General features: G+C 66.1%; 15 protein-coding genes. 3 read left to right on the plus strand and 12 right to left on the minus strand.

Annotation, left to right across the window (positions count from 1 at the left end):
• Window positions 1-3 precede the first annotated feature (3 nt).
• Both LG047_RS11160 and LG047_RS11165 read left to right on the plus strand, forming a co-directional pair.
• A complete protein-coding gene (locus LG047_RS11160; RefSeq protein ID WP_036284797.1) occupies window positions 4-744 on the plus strand; it encodes a sulfite exporter TauE/SafE family protein in 741 nt (246 codons plus the stop codon).
• Window positions 745-846: 102 nt separating this feature from the next.
• On the plus strand, window positions 847-1,146 hold the full coding sequence (locus LG047_RS11165; protein WP_144259676.1) for a PilZ domain-containing protein: 300 nt from the start codon (window positions 847-849) through the stop codon (window positions 1,144-1,146).
• 7 nt (window positions 1,147-1,153) lie between these two features.
• On the opposite strand, the gene LG047_RS11170 is transcribed toward LG047_RS11165, so the two are convergent.
• The 11 genes from LG047_RS11170 to LG047_RS11220 form a co-directional block, all read right to left on the minus strand.
• The gene (locus LG047_RS11170) at window positions 1,154-1,744 is read right to left on the minus strand and encodes a DsbE family thiol:disulfide interchange protein (RefSeq protein ID WP_227966737.1); all 591 of its coding nucleotides are present in this window, start codon (window positions 1,742-1,744) and stop codon (window positions 1,154-1,156) included.
• On the minus strand, window positions 1,741-1,899 hold the full coding sequence (gene ccmD, locus LG047_RS11175) for a heme exporter protein CcmD (RefSeq protein ID WP_227966738.1): 159 nt from the start codon (window positions 1,897-1,899) through the stop codon (window positions 1,741-1,743). Before ccmD ends, LG047_RS11170 begins: the two co-directional genes overlap by 4 nt.
• Complete coding sequence (locus LG047_RS11180; RefSeq protein WP_036284807.1) at window positions 1,896-2,663, minus strand: heme ABC transporter permease; 768 nt, start codon at window positions 2,661-2,663, stop codon at window positions 1,896-1,898. Before LG047_RS11180 ends, ccmD begins: the two co-directional genes overlap by 4 nt.
• Before the next feature lie 76 nt (window positions 2,664-2,739).
• Window positions 2,740-4,098, minus strand: coding sequence for a S41 family peptidase (locus LG047_RS11185; protein WP_227966739.1), 1,359 nt, complete (start codon window positions 4,096-4,098; stop codon window positions 2,740-2,742).
• Complete coding sequence (locus LG047_RS11190) at window positions 4,095-5,435, minus strand: murein hydrolase activator EnvC (protein ID WP_227966740.1); 1,341 nt, start codon at window positions 5,433-5,435, stop codon at window positions 4,095-4,097. Before LG047_RS11190 ends, LG047_RS11185 begins: the two co-directional genes overlap by 4 nt.
• A 53-nt stretch (window positions 5,436-5,488) precedes the next feature.
• Window positions 5,489-9,610, minus strand: coding sequence for a glycogen debranching protein GlgX (gene glgX / locus LG047_RS11195; RefSeq protein WP_227966741.1), 4,122 nt, complete (start codon window positions 9,608-9,610; stop codon window positions 5,489-5,491).
• 7 nt (window positions 9,611-9,617) lie between these two features.
• Window positions 9,618-11,075 carry a glycogen synthase GlgA gene (glgA, locus tag LG047_RS11200; RefSeq protein WP_227966742.1) on the minus strand — a complete coding sequence of 486 codons (1,458 nt, stop codon included), beginning with the start codon at window positions 11,073-11,075 and terminating at the stop codon, window positions 9,618-9,620.
• On the minus strand, window positions 11,072-12,334 hold the full coding sequence (glgC, locus tag LG047_RS11205; protein WP_036284817.1) for a glucose-1-phosphate adenylyltransferase: 1,263 nt from the start codon (window positions 12,332-12,334) through the stop codon (window positions 11,072-11,074). Before glgC ends, glgA begins: the two co-directional genes overlap by 4 nt.
• 37 nt (window positions 12,335-12,371) lie before the next feature.
• A complete protein-coding gene (gene glgB, locus LG047_RS11210; RefSeq protein ID WP_227966744.1) occupies window positions 12,372-14,591 on the minus strand; it encodes a 1,4-alpha-glucan branching protein GlgB in 2,220 nt (739 codons plus the stop codon).
• Window positions 14,592-14,688: 97 nt separating this feature from the next.
• The gene (locus tag LG047_RS11215; RefSeq protein ID WP_227968478.1) at window positions 14,689-17,133 is read right to left on the minus strand and encodes a glycogen/starch/alpha-glucan phosphorylase; all 2,445 of its coding nucleotides are present in this window, start codon (window positions 17,131-17,133) and stop codon (window positions 14,689-14,691) included.
• Window positions 17,134-17,325: 192 nt separating this feature from the next.
• Complete coding sequence (locus LG047_RS11220; RefSeq protein WP_227966745.1) at window positions 17,326-18,369, minus strand: OmpA family protein; 1,044 nt, start codon at window positions 18,367-18,369, stop codon at window positions 17,326-17,328.
• 81 nt (window positions 18,370-18,450) lie between these two features.
• Here LG047_RS11220 and LG047_RS19750 point away from each other — a divergent pair, with 81 nt between their 5' ends.
• Complete coding sequence (locus LG047_RS19750; RefSeq protein WP_227966746.1) at window positions 18,451-20,064, plus strand: rhomboid family intramembrane serine protease; 1,614 nt, start codon at window positions 18,451-18,453, stop codon at window positions 20,062-20,064.
• On the opposite strand, the gene dnaN is transcribed toward LG047_RS19750, so the two are convergent.
• Window positions 20,061-21,179 (minus strand): DNA polymerase III subunit beta, encoded by a 1,119-nt coding sequence (dnaN, locus tag LG047_RS11230; RefSeq protein ID WP_227966747.1) that lies wholly within the window; start codon window positions 21,177-21,179, stop codon window positions 20,061-20,063. The genes LG047_RS19750 and dnaN overlap by 4 nt on opposite strands.
• Between the last annotated feature and the right edge of the window lie 184 nt (window positions 21,180-21,363).

Genomic DNA, 21,363 nt, shown 5'->3' on the forward strand with positions numbered 1-21,363 from the left:
CGCATGACCTATCTTCTTCTTTTCGCGGTCGCGATCTGGGCGGGCGCGCAAAATGCGCTCGCCGGCGGCGGCTCCTTTCTCATCCTGCCGACGCTGATGTTCACCGGGATGGACGCGCTCGCCGCCAATATCACCTCCTGCGTGGCGCTGTTTCCCGCGCAGCTCGCGACCGGTTGGACCGGGCGTCGGCTCGCGGCGGGCGTCGGCCCGCTCTCCTTGCGCGGGCTTTTCGCCATCAGCATCGTCGGCGGGGCCATCGGCGCCGTCATTCTGCTCGGCACGCCGCGCGGCCTTTTCGCGCGGCTCGTGCCCTGGCTCGTGCTGTTCGCGACCGGAATTTTCGCCTGGGGCAGCTTCCTTCGCAAACCCGGCGAGAGCCATGCGCATCTCTCTGCGCCGGGCGCGGGTCTGGCGCAATTTCTCATCGCCACCTATGGCGGCTATTTCGGCGGAGGCGCGGGCTTCCTCATGGTCGCGGCCCTGACCATGGCGGGGCAGGCCGTGCGTGTCGCGAGCGCGACGAAGAATGTGCTCGCGGGCGTGATGAACGCCTCGGCGGTCGCGATCTTCCTGTTTTCGCCCGATCTGCACTGGACGCAGGCGCTGATCACCGCCGCCGGCGCCACGATCGGCGGCGTCGCGGGCGGGCGCCTCATCCATCACATCGACGAGAAGATTCTGCGCGCCTTCATCATCGTCATCGGCGCGGCGTTGACAGTGGGTCTGTTCATCAAGGCGGGGTGAAGCGTCGAAACAACGCAATTTGACACCCGCTGGTCAGACAACGGCAAGGTTTCCAAAGTTAAGGTGAAGTCGCCTCAAGAAGAGGCGTTGACCGAGACCGCCATGCCCGCACCCTCCCTAGAAAAAGGCAAGTCCAAAGTTTCCCCCGTCGACGAAAGGCGGACGGCCGCCCGCCTGAAAGCCTATGCGGAAGCCTGGGCCGACCCAGGCGGAATGGAGCCGGCGATACCCTGCAAGGTCATCGACATTTCCGGCGGAGGGGCGAAGCTCGACTGCCAGGCGACGCTGCCGGAGCGATTCACGCTGCATGTCGGCGCGGCGAAGCACGCGGCGCATGTGATCTGGCGCCGCCAGACCCAGGTCGGCGTCGAATTCGAAAAGTCGGCGAAGAAACTCCCCTGATCGGAGGTTAATTCCCCGCCGCCTTCATGATTTCCGGGATGAGCGTCGTCGCGGCGGCGGAAGGCGTCAGCGGGCCGACGAATTTGTAGGCGATGGTTCCGTCGCCCTTCACGACGAAGGTTTCGGGCACGCCATAGACGCCGAAGTCGATCGCCGTGCGCCCCGCCGGATCGACGCCGACGCGCTGGAACGGATTGCCGACACCCTGCAGGAAGGCGAGCGCATTGGCGGTCTCGTCCTTGTAGGAGAGGCCATAGATTTCGACGCCCTTCGCCTTCAGCGCCTCGTCTCGCGCAATCGACATCAGGACCGGGTGCTCCTGACGGCAGGGCGCGCACCAGCTCGCGAAGACATTGACCACGCTGACATGGCCCTTCCGCAGGTCTTCGGTCGTCAGCCCCGGAACGTCGGCGAGGCCCTCGAGCGCCGGCAGGTCGAAAGTCGGCGCGGGCTTTCCGATAAGCGCGGAGGGAATGCGCGAGGCGTCGCCCGCGAACAGGCGGATGAGGAACAGTCCCGCGAGCAGCGCAAACAGCGCGAGCGGCAGGAAACGCAGGGTCGAGCGCGGTTCCTGCGGCGTCACGGACGGCCCGGTCACGCAGCGTCTCCCTCATCGCGCTGGCCCGCGGCGCCGAAGCGCGCGAGTTCGGAGCGCAGGCGCCGGTAGTCGAGGATGATGCGCGTCGCGACGCCGCCGATCACGACGAAGGCGACGCCGTAGGCGAGGATGATGAAGCTTGCATGTTCGCTCATTGCGCGGCCTCCAGCGCTTCGTCTTCCTCGCCGCGCGCGGCTTCCTGAAGCGCGCGCATGGAGAGGCGCGCCACCCGGCGGCGCAGGATCTCGTTGCGGATCGCCATGAAGTGAAGGGTAAGGAAAAGCAGCGTCGCCGCGAGCGCCATGACGAGCAGCGGCCACAGCATGGAGCCCGAGATCGTCGGTCCGCCGATGCGGAAGACGGATGCGGGCTGGTGCAGCGTGTTCCACCAGTCGACGGAATATTTGATGATCGGGATGTCGATCGCGCCGACGAGCGTCATGATCGAGGCGACGCGCGCGCCGCGCGGCGTGTCGTCCATCGTCTGCCGCACGGCGATGAGGCCGAGATAGAGCAGGAGGAGCACCAGCATCGAGGTCAGCCGCGCGTCCCATACCCAATAGGTTCCCCACATCGGCTTGCCCCAGAGCGAGCCGGTTACGAGGCAGACGAAAGTGAAGGCTGCGCCCAGCCCCGCCGCGGTCTTCTGCGCGGCGTCGGCGAGCGGGTGTTTCCAGACGAGCACGCCCAGCGAGGCGGAGGTCATCACGACATAGGCGAAGATCGCAAGCCACGCCGAGGGGACGTGAATATACATGATCCGAACCGTCTCGCCCTGCTGATAGTCGGCGGGCGCGGTAAAGGCTCCGAAAAGGCCGACGGCGAGAAGGATGAGCGTCAGTCCGCCGAGCCAGGGCAGGACGATCTGCGCGAAGCGCAGGAAACGCGTGGGATTGGCGTAGTCGAGAAAATTGGGCATCGGCGCCGACTCGTTACAATAAGCGAATGGCGGACGCCGCTTTCGCGACCCGTCCGCCATTCTCTGGTCCGCCTGATTAATTGGCCTTCGTCGCCGGCTTTGTCGAGTCCTTGGCGACGTCCTTGGTCTGCTCGGCCATGATCTGGGCCTTCGATTTGCCGTGCAGCAGTTCGATGGCGGCGATCAGCTGCTTGTCCTTCTTCTCGTCCGGCGGCACATAGGCCTGCGAGCCGGTCTTTTCGTCGTCGCCATTCTTGAGATGGCCCTTGAGCGAGGCCTCGCCTTTGGTGTCATCCTTGCCCTTCAGCTCATCCGGCACGTCCTGCAGGATGATCATGTCGGGATCGATGCCCTTGGCCTGGATCGAACGGCCCGACGGCGTGTAGTAGCGCGCCGTCGTGAGGCGCAGCGCGCCGGCGTTGCCGCCGAGCGGGATGATGGTCTGGACCGACCCCTTGCCGAAGGAGCGCGTGCCGATCAGCGTCGCGCGCTTGTGGTCCTGCAGCGCGCCGGCGACGATCTCGGAGGCCGAGGCGGAGCCGCCGTTGATCAGCACCACGACCGGCTTGCCCTTGGAGAGATCGCCCGGCCGCGCGTTGTAGCGCTGGGTCTCGTCGGCGTTGCGGCCGCGCGTCGAGACGATCTCGCCCTTGTCGATGAAGGCGTTGACCACCTGGATCGACTGGTCGAGCAGGCCGCCCGGATTGTTGCGCAGATCGATGATGTAGCCCTTGAACTTGTCGGCGGGAATTTCCTGCTGCGCCTTGGCCATCGCGTTTCGCAGGCCGTCCGCGGTCTCCTCGTTGAACTGGGAGATGCGGATGTAGGAGATGTCGTCGTCCTGCTTGCGCGAACGCACCGATTTGATGTGGATCTCGGCGCGGGTCAGCTTGAGGTCGATCTTGTCCTTGTCCTTGCCGCGGTAGATGGTGAGCTTCACCGGCGTGTTGATCTGGCCGCGCATCTTGTCGACGGCCTGGTTGAGCGTCATGCCCTGCACGCTCTCGTCGTCGATGGCGCCGATCAGATCGCCCGACATGATGCCTGCGCGGGAGGCGGGCGTGTCGTCGATCGGGGTGACGACCTTCACGAGCCCGTCTTCCTGCGTCACCTCTATGCCCAGACCGCCGAACTTGCCCTCGGTCTGGGTCCGCATGTCCTTGAAGCCCTTGGCGTCGAGGTAGCTCGAATGCGGGTCGAGCGAGGTGAGCATGCCGTTGATGGCGTTCTCGACGAGCTTCTGCTCGTCGGGCTTCTCGACATAATCGCCGCGGACCTTGTCGAACACGTCGCCGAAGAGGCTGAGATATTTGTAGGTGTCAGCGGTGGCCGCGACCGCGGGCGTGCCGATGAGGGCGCGCGCCTGCTGGCCGACCGTGGCGCATCCGGCGCCAATGGCGATTCCTGTAGCGATAAGGGCAGTTTTGCGAATCATCCGCCGACCTTCCGACTGTCTGACTTCGCCCACCATGGGCTCGAGTCGATCGATGCTCCGTCCTTCCGGAACTCGACATATAAAATGGGCTGTTTCGCGCCGATCGCGATGGTCGCCGCGGTCTGCGCGGCTCCGTCTCCCATGCTGGCCACCGGCTCACCCGCCAGGACGAACTGCCCGACGTTGACATTGGTGCGACTCATGCCGGCCAAGACCACATAATAGCCGCCGCCAGCGTTAATGATCAAGAGTTGACCATAGGAGCGGTAAGGCCCCGAAAAGGCGATCCACCCGTCGCAGGGCGCGACGACGAGGCCGTTCTCCCGCGCGGCGATGGAAATTCCCTTTTCTTTTCCGCCATATCCGTCGGGCGCGCCGTAGCGCTTGAGAATGGCGCCGGCGACCGGAAGCGGCAGCTTCGCCTTTAGATCGGCGAAGGCTGCGGCCGGGGCCAGGCGGGCGGCGTCCTTGAAGGGCGCGGCGAGCGCCTTGCGCCGCTGCTCTTCCGTCAGCCGCCCCTGGGCGGCGGCGCGCTCCTCGTCGGCCTTGCGCGCCGCCTCCGCAGCCTTGCGCGCGGCCTCGCTCTCGGCCTCCATGCGGCCGATCAGGTCCTTCAGGGTCGTCGCCTGCCGCGCCAGCGTCTGGGCGCGTTCGGACTCCATTCGCAACGCCGATTGCGCGGCGGCGAGCGCCTCCTGCCGCGCCGCGATCATCGGCGCGAGTCGGGCGCGCTGATCGTTCAGATTGGTCTTTTCGGTCGCGAGGCGCGCCTGCTCCCGCCGCATGTCGTCGCGCAGCCGAACCAGCTCGGCGAGGTCGCTCTGCAGCGCCTGCGTCTCGGCGCGCATCTGCGGCAGCATTTGGCCGAGCGCCAGGGAGGCGCGCACCGCCTCCAGAATATCCTCCGGCCGCGCCAGAAGGGCGGGCGGGGGGCGGCGCCCCATGCGCTGCAGAATGGTCAGAATTTCGACGATCAGCGCGCGCCGGTCGGCGAGCGACGTCAGGATCTTCCGCTCCTCCTCCGAGAGCTTCCCGAGGCGCTCCTCGATCTCGGCGGCGCGCGCTTCGGTGTCCTGCAGCCTGCGCGTGGCGTCGAGCAGCGTCCTGTTGAGATTCTCGCGCACGGCGGCGTGAGAGCTGATCTCGCCTTCGAGCTTCTTCGCGCGCTCCTGCGTCTCGCCGATCGTCTCCTCGACGCCGCGCAACTCTTCGCGCTTGATGGAAATGTCAGGGGCGTTCGGCTCGGCCTGGGCGGAGAGCGCTATGACGGCGAGCGCAATGGCGAGCGCCGGCGTTCGTCCGTCGCCTGATCGAAATCGCTCGATCGCAATCCTCATTCACGCCTACGCAGTTCGGCCTCGCCGCGGAGCGTGAGATATGCCGCCGAAATCTAGACCAGATTGCGGCGAAGTCCGGCGATAATCGCGGCCGCGCGGGACGTTGCGAAAAGTTCATCCGTTCGCAATGCAATTTTTCGTCGCCAGTTTGGCCTCTCGCGGTCCGTGCCGGGGAGATTGACCGCGCCTGTCTCGCCCGCGAGATCGTCGATCTGAGCCACGGCGAGAAGCGCCGGCGCGCGCGCCGCGAAAGCGTGCAGCGCCCGCGCCAGAGCGTCGTCGAAGGCGGCGTCGGCCTTCGCCTCCCCGATCAGACCTTCGCCGCGCAGCGCGTCGAGCAGCGCGCGCCTGTCGGCGGCGCGGGCGTCGCGCTCGTCCGCCGCCGCCTGCGCAGACAGGAGCCCGAGCGCCGCCTTCTCGTCGATGTCGGCCCCCCGCCACCAGCCCTCCAATGTCGGCAGGTCATGCGTCGAGACGCAGGCCATGGCCTTGCGCGGATAATCCTGCGGGGGAATGAAGCCGGCGCCTCGTCGCTCGAACCAGACGACACGGTAACTGAGCACATTGGCCGCATCGAGCCGCTCGCGAAAACCCCAGGGCAGCGTGCCGAGATCCTCGCCGACGACGATGCAGCGCGCCCTTGCGCTCTCCAGCGCCAATTGCGCGAGCAGCGCCTCGAGCGGGTAGGAGACATAGGCGCCGGCGCTCGCCTTCTCGCCCGCCGGGACGAGAAAGAGCCGCGCAAGCCCCATCACATGATCGATGCGCAGCGCGCCAGCGTGGCGCATGTTGGCGCGCAGGAGCCCGGCGAAATCGGCCCCGCCGTCCGCCCGCATCCGCAGCGGATCGGGCGCGGGCAGGCCCCAGTTCTGGCCGTCGCGGCTGAAGGCGTCTGGCGGCGCGCCGATGGAAAAGCCGTCGAGCAGACCACGGGCCCTGCTCCAGCTTTCCGCCCCGTCGGGCGCGGCGCCGACGGCGAGATCGCGGCAGAAGCCGATGGAGAGACCAGCGTCGCGCGCCGATTGCGCGGCCTGGGCGAATTGGCGGTCGGCGAGCCATTGCAGGAACTGATGAAAGCGAATGCGCGCCGCGTGTCGACGCTCGAAATCGCGCAAGGCGTTGGCCTCGGCGTCGCGCAACGGCTGCGGCCAGCTCCTCCAGGCTTCTCCCTTGCGCGTTTCGATGATCGCTTCAAAGCAGGAGAAGCGCGCGAGCGCCTCGCCGCCTTCCGAGACGAAGCGCGCAAAATCGGCGACAGGCGCGGCGTCGGGGCGATTGCGCGCAAGCTCCTCGAAGCGCGCGAAGGCCGCCTCGAAGGCGCGCGCCTTGAGCGCGTGAACGGCGGGATAGTCGACCGCGTCGCGCTCCGATAGCGCCGCCGCCGTCGCCTCATCGAAACCGTCGCCGAAAAGATCGGCGATATCGACATAGAGCGGATCGAGAAAACGACGATCGGAGGGGTAATAGGGGCTCGCGCGCGAGCGATCATTTGCGAACAAGGCATGCAGCGGATTGATCGCGACGAGAGAAGCGCCAGCCTCGGCGCCCGATTGCGCGAGCTGCGCCAGCGTCGTGAAATCGCCGACCCCCTGATCGCCGGCGCGGCGCAGGGAATAGAGCTGCGCCGAAAATCCGAAATCGCGGCGCGCGTCATCCGGCAGATAGCATTGCGTCGGCGCGACGGTGAGGCGGCAAATCGTTTCGCTGTCTTTGGTCCGCAGCAAATGCCGTCCGATCGGCAATGGCGGCAATTGCGCGCGCGCGCCTTCGACCATGCGGCCGTCTACGCCGCGCCACGAAAAGGGCTCTAGCGATCGAAGCGCGACGCGCTCTTCTCTTCCATCTTCGCGCGTCAGAAAGAGGCGCGCCGGCGTTCGGCCATGGCGTGACGCGAGACGCAATGTCGTCGCTTCGCCGTCCCATGCGACAAGACTTTCGGGGAACGCGCGACGATCCCGCAATTCGGCGAGGCGCGCAAGGCTCTCGCGCGCGTCATGGAGCCCTCGTGCAGGCAGCCCGAAGCTTTCGAGAAGCGCGGCGATCGTGTCTCCCGGAACGTGATGCGCGCCGCCGTCAACGTCCCGCCATTGCGTCGCAACGCCAGCGGCGTGAGCGAGGCGTGACAGCAGCTCGTCGCCGGCGGCGGGCGCCGGACGGCGCTTCGCGGCTCTTTCCTCCACGAGAAGCGCAACGGAACGCGGCGCAATCGTCACATATTCCTCGATCGCTTCGCTTGTCCTTTCGCCCGAAGAATCGAACGCGACGCGCCAGCCGAAATCTTCGCGCGGCGCTGGTGGTCTCACATCGAGCGCCACACGGCCGCGATGAAATATGATCAATACGCGATCATTCGACACGTATAGCGCTGCGATCAATGTCTCCGCGTCATCGCGGCGCCAATCCTCCTCGTGCATCGGCGCGCCGTCGGCCTTCAGCCATTCGACGTCCGGAATGAGCGATCCGTCATGCGCCTCGCCATCGAGAAAACGATCGTCGCTCAGCGCGACGTGAGATCTTCGCAGCGCGACGAGCTGCGACGTCACGTCGATCAGGGCCTGATCCCTGTTCGACCAGTCGATCCAGCTTTGCCTGTTGTCCTGCGCATAGGCGTTGTTGTTGCCGTGCTGTGTGTGTCCCAGCTCCGCGCCCATGGCGAGCATGGGCGTCCCGCGCGAGAGAAGAAGCGTCGCGAGCAGATTGCGCTGATCCCGCGCGCGGGCGGATATCACGCCCTCGTCGCCGGTCGCTCCCTCGACGCCATTGTTCCATGAGCAATTGTCGTCCGTTCCGTCGCGATTGTTCTCGCCATTCGCTTCGTTATGTTTGCGCTCGTAGGAGACGAGATCGCGCAGCGTGAAGCCGTCATGCGCGGTGATGAAATTGATCCCGCGCGATGGCCTGCGGCGCGCGAAGAAATCCTGCGAGCCGGCGAAACGCGTCGCAAGCTCCGCGACGCCCACCGCATCGCCGCGCCAGAAGCGGCGGGCGCAATCGCGATAGCGATCGTTCCATTCCGCGAAAGGATGCGGGAAATTTCCCAATTGATAACCGCCGGGGCCAATGTCCCATGGCTCCGCGATGAGCTTCAGATCGCGCAGAACGGGATCCTGCAGAATTGCCGCAAGAAAGGGCGCGTCGGGATCGAAACCGGTCCGGCGTCGCGCAAGGGTCGTCGCGAGATCGAAACGAAAACCGTCGACGCCGCCATAAGTCGCCCAGGCCCGCAGCGCGTCCATGGCGAGACGCACGACAGGCGCGCGGTCGAAAGCGAGAATATTGCCGCAGCCCGCGTCGTTCACATAATGCGCGCGATTTTCCGCGAGGCGGTAATAGGTCGCATTGTCGAGGCCGCGCAGCGACAGGGTCGGACCCAATTCGTCGCTCTCGCCCGTATGATTGAACACGACGTCGACAATGACTTCGAGCCCCGCCGCGTGAAGCGCGGAAACCGCCGCTCGCACATCGTCCCAGCCGCCCGGCGCGAGACGCGGATTGGGCGCCATCAGCGCGACGGGGTTGTAGCCCCAGTAATTCGTCAATCCGAGCGGCGGCAGATGACGCTCGTCGATCCACGCCGCGCAGGGCAATATCTCTATCGTCGTGACGCCGAGTTTCTTCAGATGCGCAATCGCCGCCTCATGCGCGAGCCCCGCGAAAGTTCCACGCAGCGGCGGCGGAATATCCGGATGCGCCGCGGTGAAACCTTTGACATGCAGCTCATAGACGATCGTGTCGCGCCATTCGTGAAACGGCCGCGTCGCTGGCGCCTGCTGCGGGCGTGTGACGACGCATTTGGGAACATGCGGCGCGCTGTCCTCATGCGCCGCCGCGCCATGTGCGAACATGGCCGGATGCAGCGCGAACGCGCCGTCAATCGCAAGCGCGTAAGGATCGATCAGGAGTTTCGATGGATTGAAGCGATGGCCTTCGCCCGGCGCATCGGGCCCATAGGCGCGAAAGCCATAGCGGCTTCCCTCCTTCAATCCTTCTACATAACCATGAAACACATTGCCGCTGCGCGCGGGAAGTTTTATGCGCGCAGCCTCGTCGTTTCCTTCGCTGAAGAGACAAATCTCGATTGCCTCGGCATGTTCGGAACAGACCGCGACATTGGCGCCCGTCTCATCCGGCGTCACGCCGAGCGGACCGGGCGCGCCGTCGGCGACGCCGCTCACGTCGGTCTCACTGCGCCCGCGCCGCAACGGCTTCGCGATAAAGCTCTGCGTATCGTCGCGCGGGGTGGCGCCAAGACACGTCGGTCTTCATGCCGTTGATCTGCAGTTTGCGCCACGTCTCCTTGTCCCGGAACAGATGCTCGGCCCGACGCAGCGCGGCGCCGAATGCGTCGGCGACGGGCGGCGAGAACTGGAAGCCCGTCGCGACGCCGGCCTGCAGGGCCATTTCATTGGCGTCGATGATCGTGTCCTTCAGCCCGCCGACGCGCGAGACGATGGGCACGGCGCCGTAACGCAGCGCATAGAGTTGCGTCAGTCCACAAGGCTCGAAACGCGACGGGACGAGAAAAGCGTCGACGCCGGCCTGGATGAGATGGGCCATGTCCTCGCTGTAGCCGATTTCGACGGCGACACGGCCGGGATAGGCGGCCTGCGCGGCGAGGAATCCTTCCTCGAGCGTCCTGTCGCCGGTTCCGATCAATGCGAGCTGGATATTTCGCGCCATCAGCGCAGGCAAATCGGCGAGCAGCATGTCGTGACCCTTCTGCCACGACAGGCGGCTCACGACGCCGAGCAGGAAGGCTTCGGAGTCCGCCGCGAGGCGCATGCGGCGTTGCAGCGCGACCCTGTTCTTGACGCGCGTCACGAGGCTGAAATGATCGTAACGCGATTCAATGCGCGGGTCCTTGGCCGGATTCCATTCCGTCACATCGACGCCATTGAGGATGCCGCTGACGACGTCCGCGCGCGCGCGCAGCAGACCATCGAGCCCCATGCCGAATTCGCTCGTCTCGATTTCCTGCGCATAGCTCGGCGAGACGGTGGTGATGCGGTCGGAAAGCTGCAGGCCGGCTTTCAGGAAACCGATCGCGCCGTAATATTCGACGCCGTCCAGCGTGAAGGATTGCGGCGGCAGGCGCAGCGCTTCGAGCAGCTCTTTCGAGAACTGGCCCTGAAAGGCGATATTGTGAACCGTGAGAACGGTCGCGGGGCGCGGCTTTCCGCCGTAATGCAGATAGGCCGGCGCCAGCGCCGCCTGCCAGTCATGCGCGTGCAACACGTCCGGCCTGAAACCGCGCACGGCGCCTTGCGCGATCTCGGCGCCGGCCCAGCCGAGCGCTGCAAAACGAAAGGCGTTGTCGGGATAATCGGCGCCGTCCGGCCCCGCATATGGCCCGCCCTCGCGCGCATAAAGATGCGGCGCCACGAGCGCGTAAATGTCGATGTCGCCGAGCTGCGCCGCATGAATCCACGCCGGACCGCCGAAGAGATCCTCGAAGGCGTGCGCCGTGTCCCCGACGCGCAGCGCCGCCAGGACCTCCGGATAGCCGGGAATGAGCGTGCGCGTTTCGACATGTTCGGCGGCGAGCGCCGCGGGCAGGGCGCCGACGACATCGGCGAGGCCGCCGGTCTTCACCAGCGGGCTCATTTCCGAGGCGACGGCGAGAACGCGCAGCCGTGTCATGGCTGGAGCCTGTCGATCATCGGCTGCGTGATGAGGCAGACGCCCTGATCGCTGCGCCGGAAGCGTTTCGCGTCGAGCTCCGGATCTTCGCCGACGACGAGGCCCTGCGGGATCTGCACGCCGCGGTCGATGACGACATTGGTGAGCCGCGCGGAGCGGCCGACGTCGACATAGGGCAGCACCACGGCGTTCTCGACCGTCGCGTAAGAATTGACGCGCACGCCGGTGAACAGCAGGCTTCGGCGCAGCGTCGCGCCCGAGACGATGCAGCCGCCGGAAACGAGGGACGAAAGCGCCTGTCCGCGCCGCCCGACCTGGTCGTGCACGAATTTCGCAGGCGGCGTGATCTCGGCGTGCGTCCAGATCGGCCAGTTGCGATCGTAGAGATCGAGTTGCGGCACGAAATCGGTGAGGTCGATATTCGCCGCCCAATAGGCGTCGACGGTCCCCACATCGCGCCAATAGGCGTGCTGCTCGCTTTCCGAACGCACGCAGGAGCGCGAGAAGTGATGCGCAACCGCTTTCCCGTGCTTCACGATATAGGGAATGATGTCCTTGCCGAAGTCATGCGTGGAGCTCGTTTCCTCGGCGTCGCGGCGCAACTGGTCGTAGAGGAATTTCGCCTCGAAGACATAGATGCCCATGCTGACCAGCGCGCGGTCGGGATGGCCCGGCATGGCCGGCGGGTCTTTGGGTTTTTCGATGAAGGAGATGATGCGGTCGTCGTGATCGACATGCATCACGCCGAAGCCCGACGCCTCGCTGCGCGGGACTTCGAGACAGCCGATGGTGACGTCCGCGCCCTGATCCACATGCTGCTGCAGCATGGGCTCATAGTCCATCTTGTAGACGTGATCGCCCGCGAGCAGCACGATATATTTGGGATCGTAGCTTTCGACGATGTCGAGGTTCTGGAACACTGCGTCGGCCGTGCCGAGGTACCAGTGGTCTTCGGACACGCGCTGGCTCGCGGGCAGGATGTCGAAACTCTCGTTTCGCTCGGTCCGCAGGAAACTCCAGCCGCGCTGCAAATGGCGAATGAGGCTGTGCGCCTTGTATTGCGTGGCGACCGCGATGCGGCGGATGCCGGAGTTCAGCGCATTGGAGAGCGCGAAGTCTATGATGCGGGACTTGCCGCCGAAATAAACAGCCGGCTTCGCGCGCCGGTCGGTCAACTCCATCAGCCGCGAGCCGCGGCCGCCGGCGAGAACATAGGCCATGGCCTGACGCGCGAGAGGCGCATTTTCAAAGGCGGCCATCACTCGAAATCCTGTTCGATGGCGTCCGATTCGAATTTCATTCTAGACCATCGCTTTCGATTTCGAAGAACAAAGTAGCGAGCGGCGGCAGGAGAATGTCGGCGCAGGCGGGGAAAGCGCCGCAGGGCTCTTCGCGCGCGTCGACGGCCCCGAGATTGCCCATTCCCGAACCGCCATAGGCCAGCGCGTCGGAGTTCAATATCTCGCGCCAGCGGCCGGCGCGCGGCAGACACAGGCGATAGGCCCCGCGCGGCACGGGGGTGAAATTGGCGACGACGACGACGGGCCGCGACCGGTCGGCGCCGAAACGCGCAAAGGCGAAGACCGAGCTTGCGGCGTCGTCGACGACGATCCACTCGAATCCCTCGCTCTCGCAATCACGGCGATGCAGCGCCTCCCGCTCGCGATAGAGGCGATTGAGGTCGCGGATGAAGTCGCGCAGGCCGCGATGCGGCGCGTGGTTCAGCAAATCCCAGTCGAGCGAGCCGGCGAAATTCCATTCGCTCATCTGTCCGAATTCCTGCCCCATGAACAGGAGCTTCTTGCCGGGATGGCCCCACATGAAGCCGTAATAGGCGCGCGCGCCCGCGAAGCGGCGCCAGTCGTCGCCGGGCATCTTGCCGATGATCGAGCCCTTGCCGTGCACGACTTCGTCATGTGACAGCGGCAGCACGAAATTTTCCGCAAAGGCGTAAAGCAGGCCGAAGGTCAGCTCATTGTGTCGCCATTTGCGATAGACCGGATCGGACGACATGTAGCGCAGCGTGTCGTTCATCCAGCCCATGTTCCATTTGAAGCCGAAGCCGAGACCGCCCGCGCTCGTCGGGCGCGTGACGCCCGCCCAGGTGGTCGATTCCTCGGCGATGGTCACGACGCCCGGATAAAGTCCGTAGACGCGTTCGTTGAAGCTTTGAAGAAAGCGCACGGCGTCGCGATTGTCGTTGGAGCCGTCCGGATTCGGCGCCCATTCCCCCGCCTTGCGCGAGTAATCGAGATAGAGCATGGAGGCGACGGCGTCGACGCGCAGACCGTCGATGTGGAAGCGGTCGAGCCAGTAAAGCGCGCTGGCGATGAGGAAGTTGGAGACTTCGCGACGCCCGAAATCATAGATCGCCGTGTTCCAGTCGGGATGAAAGCCGCGGCGCGGGTCGGGATGTTCATAAAGCGGCCCGCCGTCGAATTGCGCGAGCCCATGTTCGTCGGTCGGGAAATGCGCCGGCACCCAGTCGAGTATGACGCTCAGGCCGGCCTGATGCGCCCGGTCGACGAAGCGGCGAAAGCCGTATGAATCGCCGTGCCGGCGCGTGGGCGCGAAAAGCCCGATCGGCTGATAGCCCCATGAGGCGTCGAGCGGATGCTCGTTGATCGGCAGCAATTCGATATGGGTGAAGCCGAGATCGGCGACGTAGGGAACGAGCTGGTCGGCCAGTTCGTCGTAGTCGAGAAAGCGTCCGCCTTCCCCGCGCCGCCATGAGGGAAGATGAACTTCATAGATCGACATGGGCGCGCGGCGCGGCTCATATTTGCTGCGTTCGCGCATATGAATCGCGTCGCCCCATTCATAGGGCGCGTTTGACGCTACGACGGAGGCGGTGGAGGGACGCAGCTCCGCCTCGAATCCGAGCGGGTCGGCCTTCAGCGGCAGAAGGTCGCCGTTGCGGCCGATGATTTCATATTTGTATCTGGCGCCGGGGCCGACCTGCGGAATGAAAATCTCCCAGACTCCGCTGTCGACGCGCTTGCGCATCTGCGCGCGGCGCCCGTCCCACTGGTTGAAGTCGCCCACGACGGAGACTCGCCGCGCATTGGGCGCCCAGACGGCGAAATGCGCGCCCTCGACGCCTTCATGAACGATTACATGCGCGCCGAGCTTTTCGTATAGTTTTTGATGCGCGCCCTCGACGAAGAGATGATCGTCCAGCGCTCCCAGGATGGGCGGAAAAGCGTATGGATCGTGATATGTCCATTGCGCAGCGCCATTCGACGCGCGCAGCCGATAGGGGGCGCGGGATTCGAGATTTGCGCGGCCTTCGAAGAATCCGTCCGCGTGAACGCGCTCCAGCGTCGCGACGAGATCGCCTCCGGGCGCGAGGGCCTCGACGGTTTCTGCGCCCGGCGCGAAGGCGCGAATGACGAATCCGTCCGTCGTCCGATGCAACCCGAGCACCGAGAAAGGGTCGCCGTGTCGCGCGGACAAAATCGCGGCGATGTCCTCTTGTGAAGCGCGCCAATCGGGCTGCGTCGCGGCTGGGCTCACGGTGTCTCGCGCGATGCGATTTCTGAAGTCTGGAGCCTAACGAAAAACGCGCGCCGTCGCCAGCGCGCGTTTCGTCTCACCCGCCCGGATCGCGCGCTCAAACCGGCACATTCCAGATGTCTTGCGCATATTCGCGGATGGTGCGATCCGACGAGAACCACGCCACGCGAGCCGTGTTCAGGATACAGGCGCGCCGCCACGCCTTCTGGTCCCGCCAGCGGGCGTCCACCCTGCGCTGCGCGTCGCAATAGCTGTCGAAATCCTTCGAGACCAGGAAATGGTCGTAATAGGTCAGCGTGTCGACGAGCTGCGCATAGCGGTGCCTGTCGTCGGGTGAAAACGCCCCGCTCGCCACCGCCCGCAGCGCTTCCGTCAGGCGCGGGCTTGCGGCGATGGTTTCTCGGGCGTCGATGCCCTGCGTGCGGCTGTTCTCCACCTCCTGCGCGGTGAGGCCGAAGATGAAGATGTTGTCGTCGCCGACGCGCTCCCTTATCTCGACATTGGCCCCGTCGAGCGTGCCGATGGTGAGCGCGCCGTTGAGCGCAAACTTCATGTTGCCGGTGCCCGACGCCTCCATTCCCGCGGTCGAAATCTGCTCGGACAGATCGGCGGCGGGAATGATCGTCTCGGCAAGGCTGACATTGTAGTTCGGCAGGAACACGACTTTCAGCAGGCCGCGCGCCCGCGGATCTGAATTGACGACGGCCGCGACGTCATTGGCGAGCTTGATGATGAGCTTGGCCTGGTGATAGCTCGCCGCAGCCTTCCCGGCGAAAATCTTCACGCGAGGAACGAAATCGCGGGCGGGCTGCGCCTTGATGTCGTGATAGAGCGCGACCGTCTCCAGCACATTGAGCAATTGCCGCTTGTATTCGTGAATGCGCTTGATCTGCACGTCGAAGAGCGCGGAAGGATCGACTCTCACGCCGAGGTTCTGCGCGATCAGCTCCGCAAGCCGATCCTTGTTCTCGCGCTTGGCCGCCGCGAAGCGACTCTGGAAGGAAGGATCGTCCGCGAAATTTTCGAGTTCGATGAGCCTTTCGGGGTCGTCGAAGACGGCCGGTCCGATCGTCTCGGCCAGCAATCGCGACAGCGCGGGATTCGCCTCCAGCAGCCAGCGGCGGAAGGTGACGCCATTCGTCTTGTTGACGATGCGGTCGGGATAGAGGCGGTGGAAGTCGCTGAACACGGTCTCCTTGACGAGTTCGCTGTGCAGCGCCGAAACGCCGTTGATCCTGTGCGAACCCAGAAACGCCAGATGCCCCATGCGCACATGGCGGCCGTTGTGCTCGTCGATGAGCGAGACCGAGGATAGCGTCGGCGCGTCGCTGACGCCCTGCTCGCGCAACCCGTCGAGATGCATGGCGTTGATGAGATAGATGATCTGCATGTGGCGCGGCAGCAGCTTCTCCATCAGCCACACCGGCCAGGTTTCGAGCGCCTCGGGCAGCAGCGTGTGGTTCGTGTAGGAGAAGGTCGCCTGCGTGATGCGCCACGCCTCCTTCCATTCGACGCCATGCACATCCACGAGAAGCCGCATCAACTCGGCGACGCCGATCGCCGGATGCGTGTCGTTGAGTTGTATCGCGACCTTGTCGGCGAGTTTTATTATGTCGCCGGTCTGCTTCATGTGGCGCCGGATGAGGTCCTGCAGCGAGGCGGAGGCGAAGAAATACTCCTGCCGCAGCCGCAGCTCCTGTCCGGCGGGCGTGGAGTCGCTCGGGTAGAGAACCTTCGAGATCGCTTCGGCGCGCACCTGCTCGGTCAGCGCGCCGACATGGTCGCCCTGATTGAAGGCGTCGAGCCGCAGCGGGTCCGGCGCGCGCGCCGACCACAGACGCAGCGTGTTCACATGCCTGCCGCGCCAGCCGACGACCGGCGTGTCATAGGCGACGGCCACGATCGTTTCGCCGGGGCGCCAGACATGCGCGAGCATGCCGTCGGTGAGGCGGGCGGATTCGACATGGCCGCCGAAGCAGACGTCATAGGTGATCTCCGGGCGCGGGAACTGCCACGGATTGCCGAAGGAGAGCCAGTCCTCCGGATATTCGTGCTGCCACCCGTCCTTGATCGTCTGGCAGAAAAGGCCATGGTCGTAACGGATGCCATAGCCCATTGCGGCGATTTCCAGCGTCGCCATGCTGTCCATGAAACAGGCGGCGAGCCGGCCGAGGCCGCCATTGCCGAGGGCGGCGTCGGGTTCGAGCGCGCGAAGCCTGTCGAGATCGACGCCAAGCTCCGCCAGCGCGTCGCGCATCGGGTCCGTCAGCCCGAGATTGGTGAGCGCGTCGATCAGCAGGCGGCCGACGAGAAACTCGAGCGACAGATAATAAACGCGGCGGCGGTCCTCTTCGTAATTTCGTTTCGTCGAGGCGAGCCAGGACGACACGACACGGTCGCGCGTCGCGAGCGCCGTCGCGATGAACCAGTCCCGCGGGCTTGCCGACGCGTTGTCCTTGCCGACCGTGAAGGTGAGGCGGCGCTGAACTTCTTCTCGTAGCGCCGCGACCGTTGCGGCATAGGCGGGAGCTTTCGTGTCGATGGCGTTCAAGATGTTCTTTCTTGTCGATCTTCTTCGGCGGGCGCGGCCCGGGGCGAGCGCGCTGCGCGGCGCGCATGGCGAAAGCGCGTCTTCAGATTAGAGCATTCGCGGCGCGGGGGTAAACAGCCATCCGGCGCGCAGGAGCGGCCGCAAGCGATCAAACTTTCGGCATGGTTGCGAAATAAACGGGCGTCACTGAATCGCGTAGTCGATGGTGCGGAATTTCGCGCGCGCGTCCAGTTCGGCCTTCGCGGTTCTGGCGCGATGCGCGCCATGCCCCGCGACGACGACGCGGCGGCCGCCAAGGCCCTCGCGGCGCAGATAGCGCGCGACGGCCTGCGCCCGGCGCACCGAAAGCGCTTCGTTGTCGTCGTCGGCGCCGACATCGTCGGCATGTCCGCGCACCTCGATCGTCACATCGGGGCAACGGCGAATCAGCGCCACCGCCTTGTCGAGCGCCTCCGCCGCCTGGCGCGTGATGGCGGCGCTTCCTTCACGGAACTCGACGCGATCGACGACCGCGACGGCGTCGAGCGCGCGCTGGCATTCCGCCGCGTCGAGCGCGCCGGACGGCAGGGCGGCGAGAATCGCGCCGGGGTCGCCCGGCGCTTGCGTCCCGGTTGGAGTCGGCGGCGTTTCCGCAGGCGCTTGCGTTGTCGGCGTCGAAGGAGCCGTCGGCTGGATTGCGGCCGTCGCAATGGGCGCGGCCGCCGCGATCACGCGCCGCACGCCGGGGGCCGAGGCGATCTGCGACATCAGGGCGGGGTTCTGAGCGATTGCGGCCGGCGCGGTCACGTCGCGGCCGGAAACGCCGACGCCCGACGCATCGACGTTCGCGGCCGCCGCGAGGGCCGTCACGCGGCGCTGCAACTCCGCCTGATAGGCGGGCTGCGCGAAAAGGGTCGCGCCCCACCAGACGAGGCCGGCCGGTATGAGTCCCAGCGCCCAGCCCTCATGCGCGGCGAGCGATCCGCCAGAGCCCAGGGCGCCGACCGCCGCGCCGATGAGGAAGGTCGCATAGAAGGCGAGGGCGCTTTCGAGGAAAACGCCAGCCGCGCCCTGCAAGGCGCCGAGCGCGGCGGCGACGGCGCCGGCGCAAAAGGCGAGCGCCGTCCAGATCAGCCAGCGCGCAGGACCCCCCTTCGCCGGTCTGTATTGGACGAGCGCGCCGGTCAGAACGCCGACGGCGACGCAGACCACGAGCCAGAAGCGGAGGTGAAAAAGAAAGTCCAGCATGACGCGCCGTTCTGCCTGCGGGCGGCCGCCCGTGCGGAACTCGAAAATTGGTGCTGAGCGCCCTGGAAGGCAAGCTGGAGCGTGATCCGTCCGGGGCGCGGCATTGACAATCTGACAGGCGCGACCGAGAAGCGCAACGCCGCCGTCCACAGCGAAAGGCCGCAGACGCCGATGGACGTTCAACTCATCGTCGCCGTCAATCTGATGGCGCTCTCCGCCCTTTCCCTGCTGCTTGCGCTGCTGCAGCGCCGAAGCGAGATGGCGCCCTTCGCCGTCGTCAACGCGCTGGTGATCGTCGCCGGGGCCGCGGCGCTCTACTGGCTTCCGCAATATGTCGGCGCAATCGTCGCGCTGGTCTTCACGCCCTTCGTCGCTGCGCCGGTCGCGCTGACCGCCCTGCAGGCGCGCATGACCCGCGCGGGACGGCTCGAGGCGGCGGCGCGGCTTGCAGCGCTCGCGGCCTTGTTTCATCCGACCGCCGCCATGAGGTTTACCGCCGCCTTCGCCCGCGCCGCCGCGCTTTCCGACCCGCAGGAGAAGGCGCGCGCCCTCGCCGCGCTCGCGAAGGAGGCGCCTCCGGCGCACAGATCGGCGATCGAGGCGAGGCTCCTTGCGGAGCGCGGGGAGTGGGAGAGGCTTCTCGCCCTCGCCGCAGCGGACGGGAACGAGCGGCGGCTCGCCGGCTATCGTCTGCGCGCCCTGGGCGAGACGGGGCAGGTCGAGGAGTTGATGCGCGACTACGAGCGCACGAAGGATCGCACGCCGGTCGAGCAGACGGTTTTTGGCTGGCTCTTCGTTCTCGCCTTCGGCGGCCGGCCGCGGGAGGTCGAGCGGCTCGCCGCCCAGACCCTGAGGCTCGACGCCGACACGGTCGCCTACTGGCTCGCCGTCGCGCGCGGGCAGGCGGGGGAACAGGCCACGGCGCGCGCCGAATTCGAGCGTCTCGCCGCCGGCCCTGCCGACCGGCCGGCGACGGCCGCCGCCCGCCGTCAGCTCGAAAAGGGATGGCCGCCGCCCGCCAAGCTATCGCCGGCGGCGCGGAAGACGGTCGAGGAGGTCGCCGCGCGGGTGAATGCGGAATGCGCCCGTCACGCGCGGGGTTGGCGCCTGCCGCGCGTCACTTTCGCGCTCGTCGCTGTCAACGCGCTGGTCTTCGTCGCTGAAATCGCGCTCGGCGGCTCGCAGAACCTCGGGACGCTGGTGGCGCTCGGCGCGCTATGGGCGCCGCTCGTCCTGCAGCAGGGCGAGGACTGGCGCCTCCTCACCTCCGCCTTCCTGCATTTCGGCGGAATGCATTTCGCGCTGAACATGCTGATGCTGGCGCTCATCGGACGCGACGTGGAGCATGAGATCGGCGCAATTCGCACGCTCGCGCTCTATCTCGGCGGCGCGCTCTTCTCGTCCGCCTTCGTATTGGGGCTGATGGCTTTCGGCTTCGTCGCCTATGGCCTTTACGTCGGCGCCTCGGGCGCGATCTTCGCGCTTTTCGGCGTCGTCGGCGCGCTGCGCGTCAGGGACTGGCTGCGTCATCGCGCGAGCCTCGACGCCTTCCGCACGGCGGCTCTCGCCCTTGCGATCCTGGTTCAGATCGGCGCGGATTTCCTGCTGCCGATGTCGAGCCTCGCGGCTCACCTCTCGGGCTTCGGCTTCGGGCTCGTCGCCGGCTTCTTCGTGAAGCCGGGGCGGGGCCGCTAAACCCGCATCGGCATCAGCACATAGAGCGCGCTCGCGCCGTCGCGGTCCTGGATCAGCGTGGGCGAGCCGGGATCGGCGAGTTTGAAGAGCGCGGTGTCGCTGTCGAGCTGCTGGGTGATGTCCAGCAGATAGCGGGCGTTGAAGCCCACGTCGAGCGGCGCGCCGTCGTAATCGGCCTCCAGCTCCTCGACCGCCGAACCCTGATCGGGATTGGTGACGGAGAGCACGAGCTTTCCTTCCGTCAGCGCCATCTTCACGGCCCGGCCGCGCTCGGAGGAGATGGTCGAGACGCGGTCTACCGCCTTGGCGAAGACGTCGCGCTCCACGGTGAGGCGCTTGTCGTTGCCGGCGGGGATGACGCGGGAGTAATCCGGGAACGTGCCGTCGATAAGTTTGGTCGTCAGCAGCGCGTCGCCGAAGGAGAAGCGCATCTTGTTGGTCGAGAGCTCGACCGAGACGTCGCCCTGCGCGTCCTCGATGAGACGCTGCACCTCCGTCACCGCCTTGCGCGGCAGGATCACGCCCGGCATGCCGGCGCAGCCCGCGGGCGCCGGCAGTTCGAGCCGCGCGAGACGATGGCCGTCGGTGGCGACGGCGCGCAGCATCAGCTGGCCGTCGACGTCCATCGCATGAATGTAGATGCCGTTTAGATAATAACGGGTCTCTTCGCTGGAGATTGCGAATTGCGTCTTCTCGATCAGTCGCTTGAGATCGGCCGGGGCGAGCTGGAAGCGATGGCTGAAATCGCCCGAGGTGACGTCCGGGAAGTCGCTTTCCGGCAGGGTCGAGAGGTTGAAGCGCGAGCGGCCCGAACGCAGGGTGAGCTGGCCCGCTTCGCCCGAGGCGTCGAGCGAGACCTGCGCGCCCTCGGGGAGCTTGCGTACGATGTCGTAGAGCGTGTGGGCGGGGAGCGTCGTCGCCCCCGGCTGGCCGACTTCGGCGGGCGCCTTCTCGGTGATTTCGAGGTCGAGGTCGGTCGCCTTCAGCGTCAGCGCGCCGTCCCGCGCGTCGATGAGGACATTGGCGAGAATGGGGATCGTGGTGCGCCGTTCGACTACACGGTGAACATGGCCGAGCGCCCGCAAAAGCGCCGCTCTCTCGATCGTGACCTTCATCGCCTGAAAACCGTTTCCGCATTTTGCGCGGCGGCGCCGCGCGGGGGCGAAAACTTTGGCCCGCCGGGCGGCAAATCGCAAGGGGCGCGGGCCGCGAGCTTGTGAACAAATCCCATTTGCCGCAGTGCGGCGAACGCTTAACCGGCCCTTAAACGGCCTTCCTTAAGTTTCAACATTCGGAATT

The organism is Methylocystis sp. WRRC1 (genome assembly GCF_020733155.1).
GTDB lineage: Bacteria > Pseudomonadota > Alphaproteobacteria > Rhizobiales > Beijerinckiaceae > Methylocystis.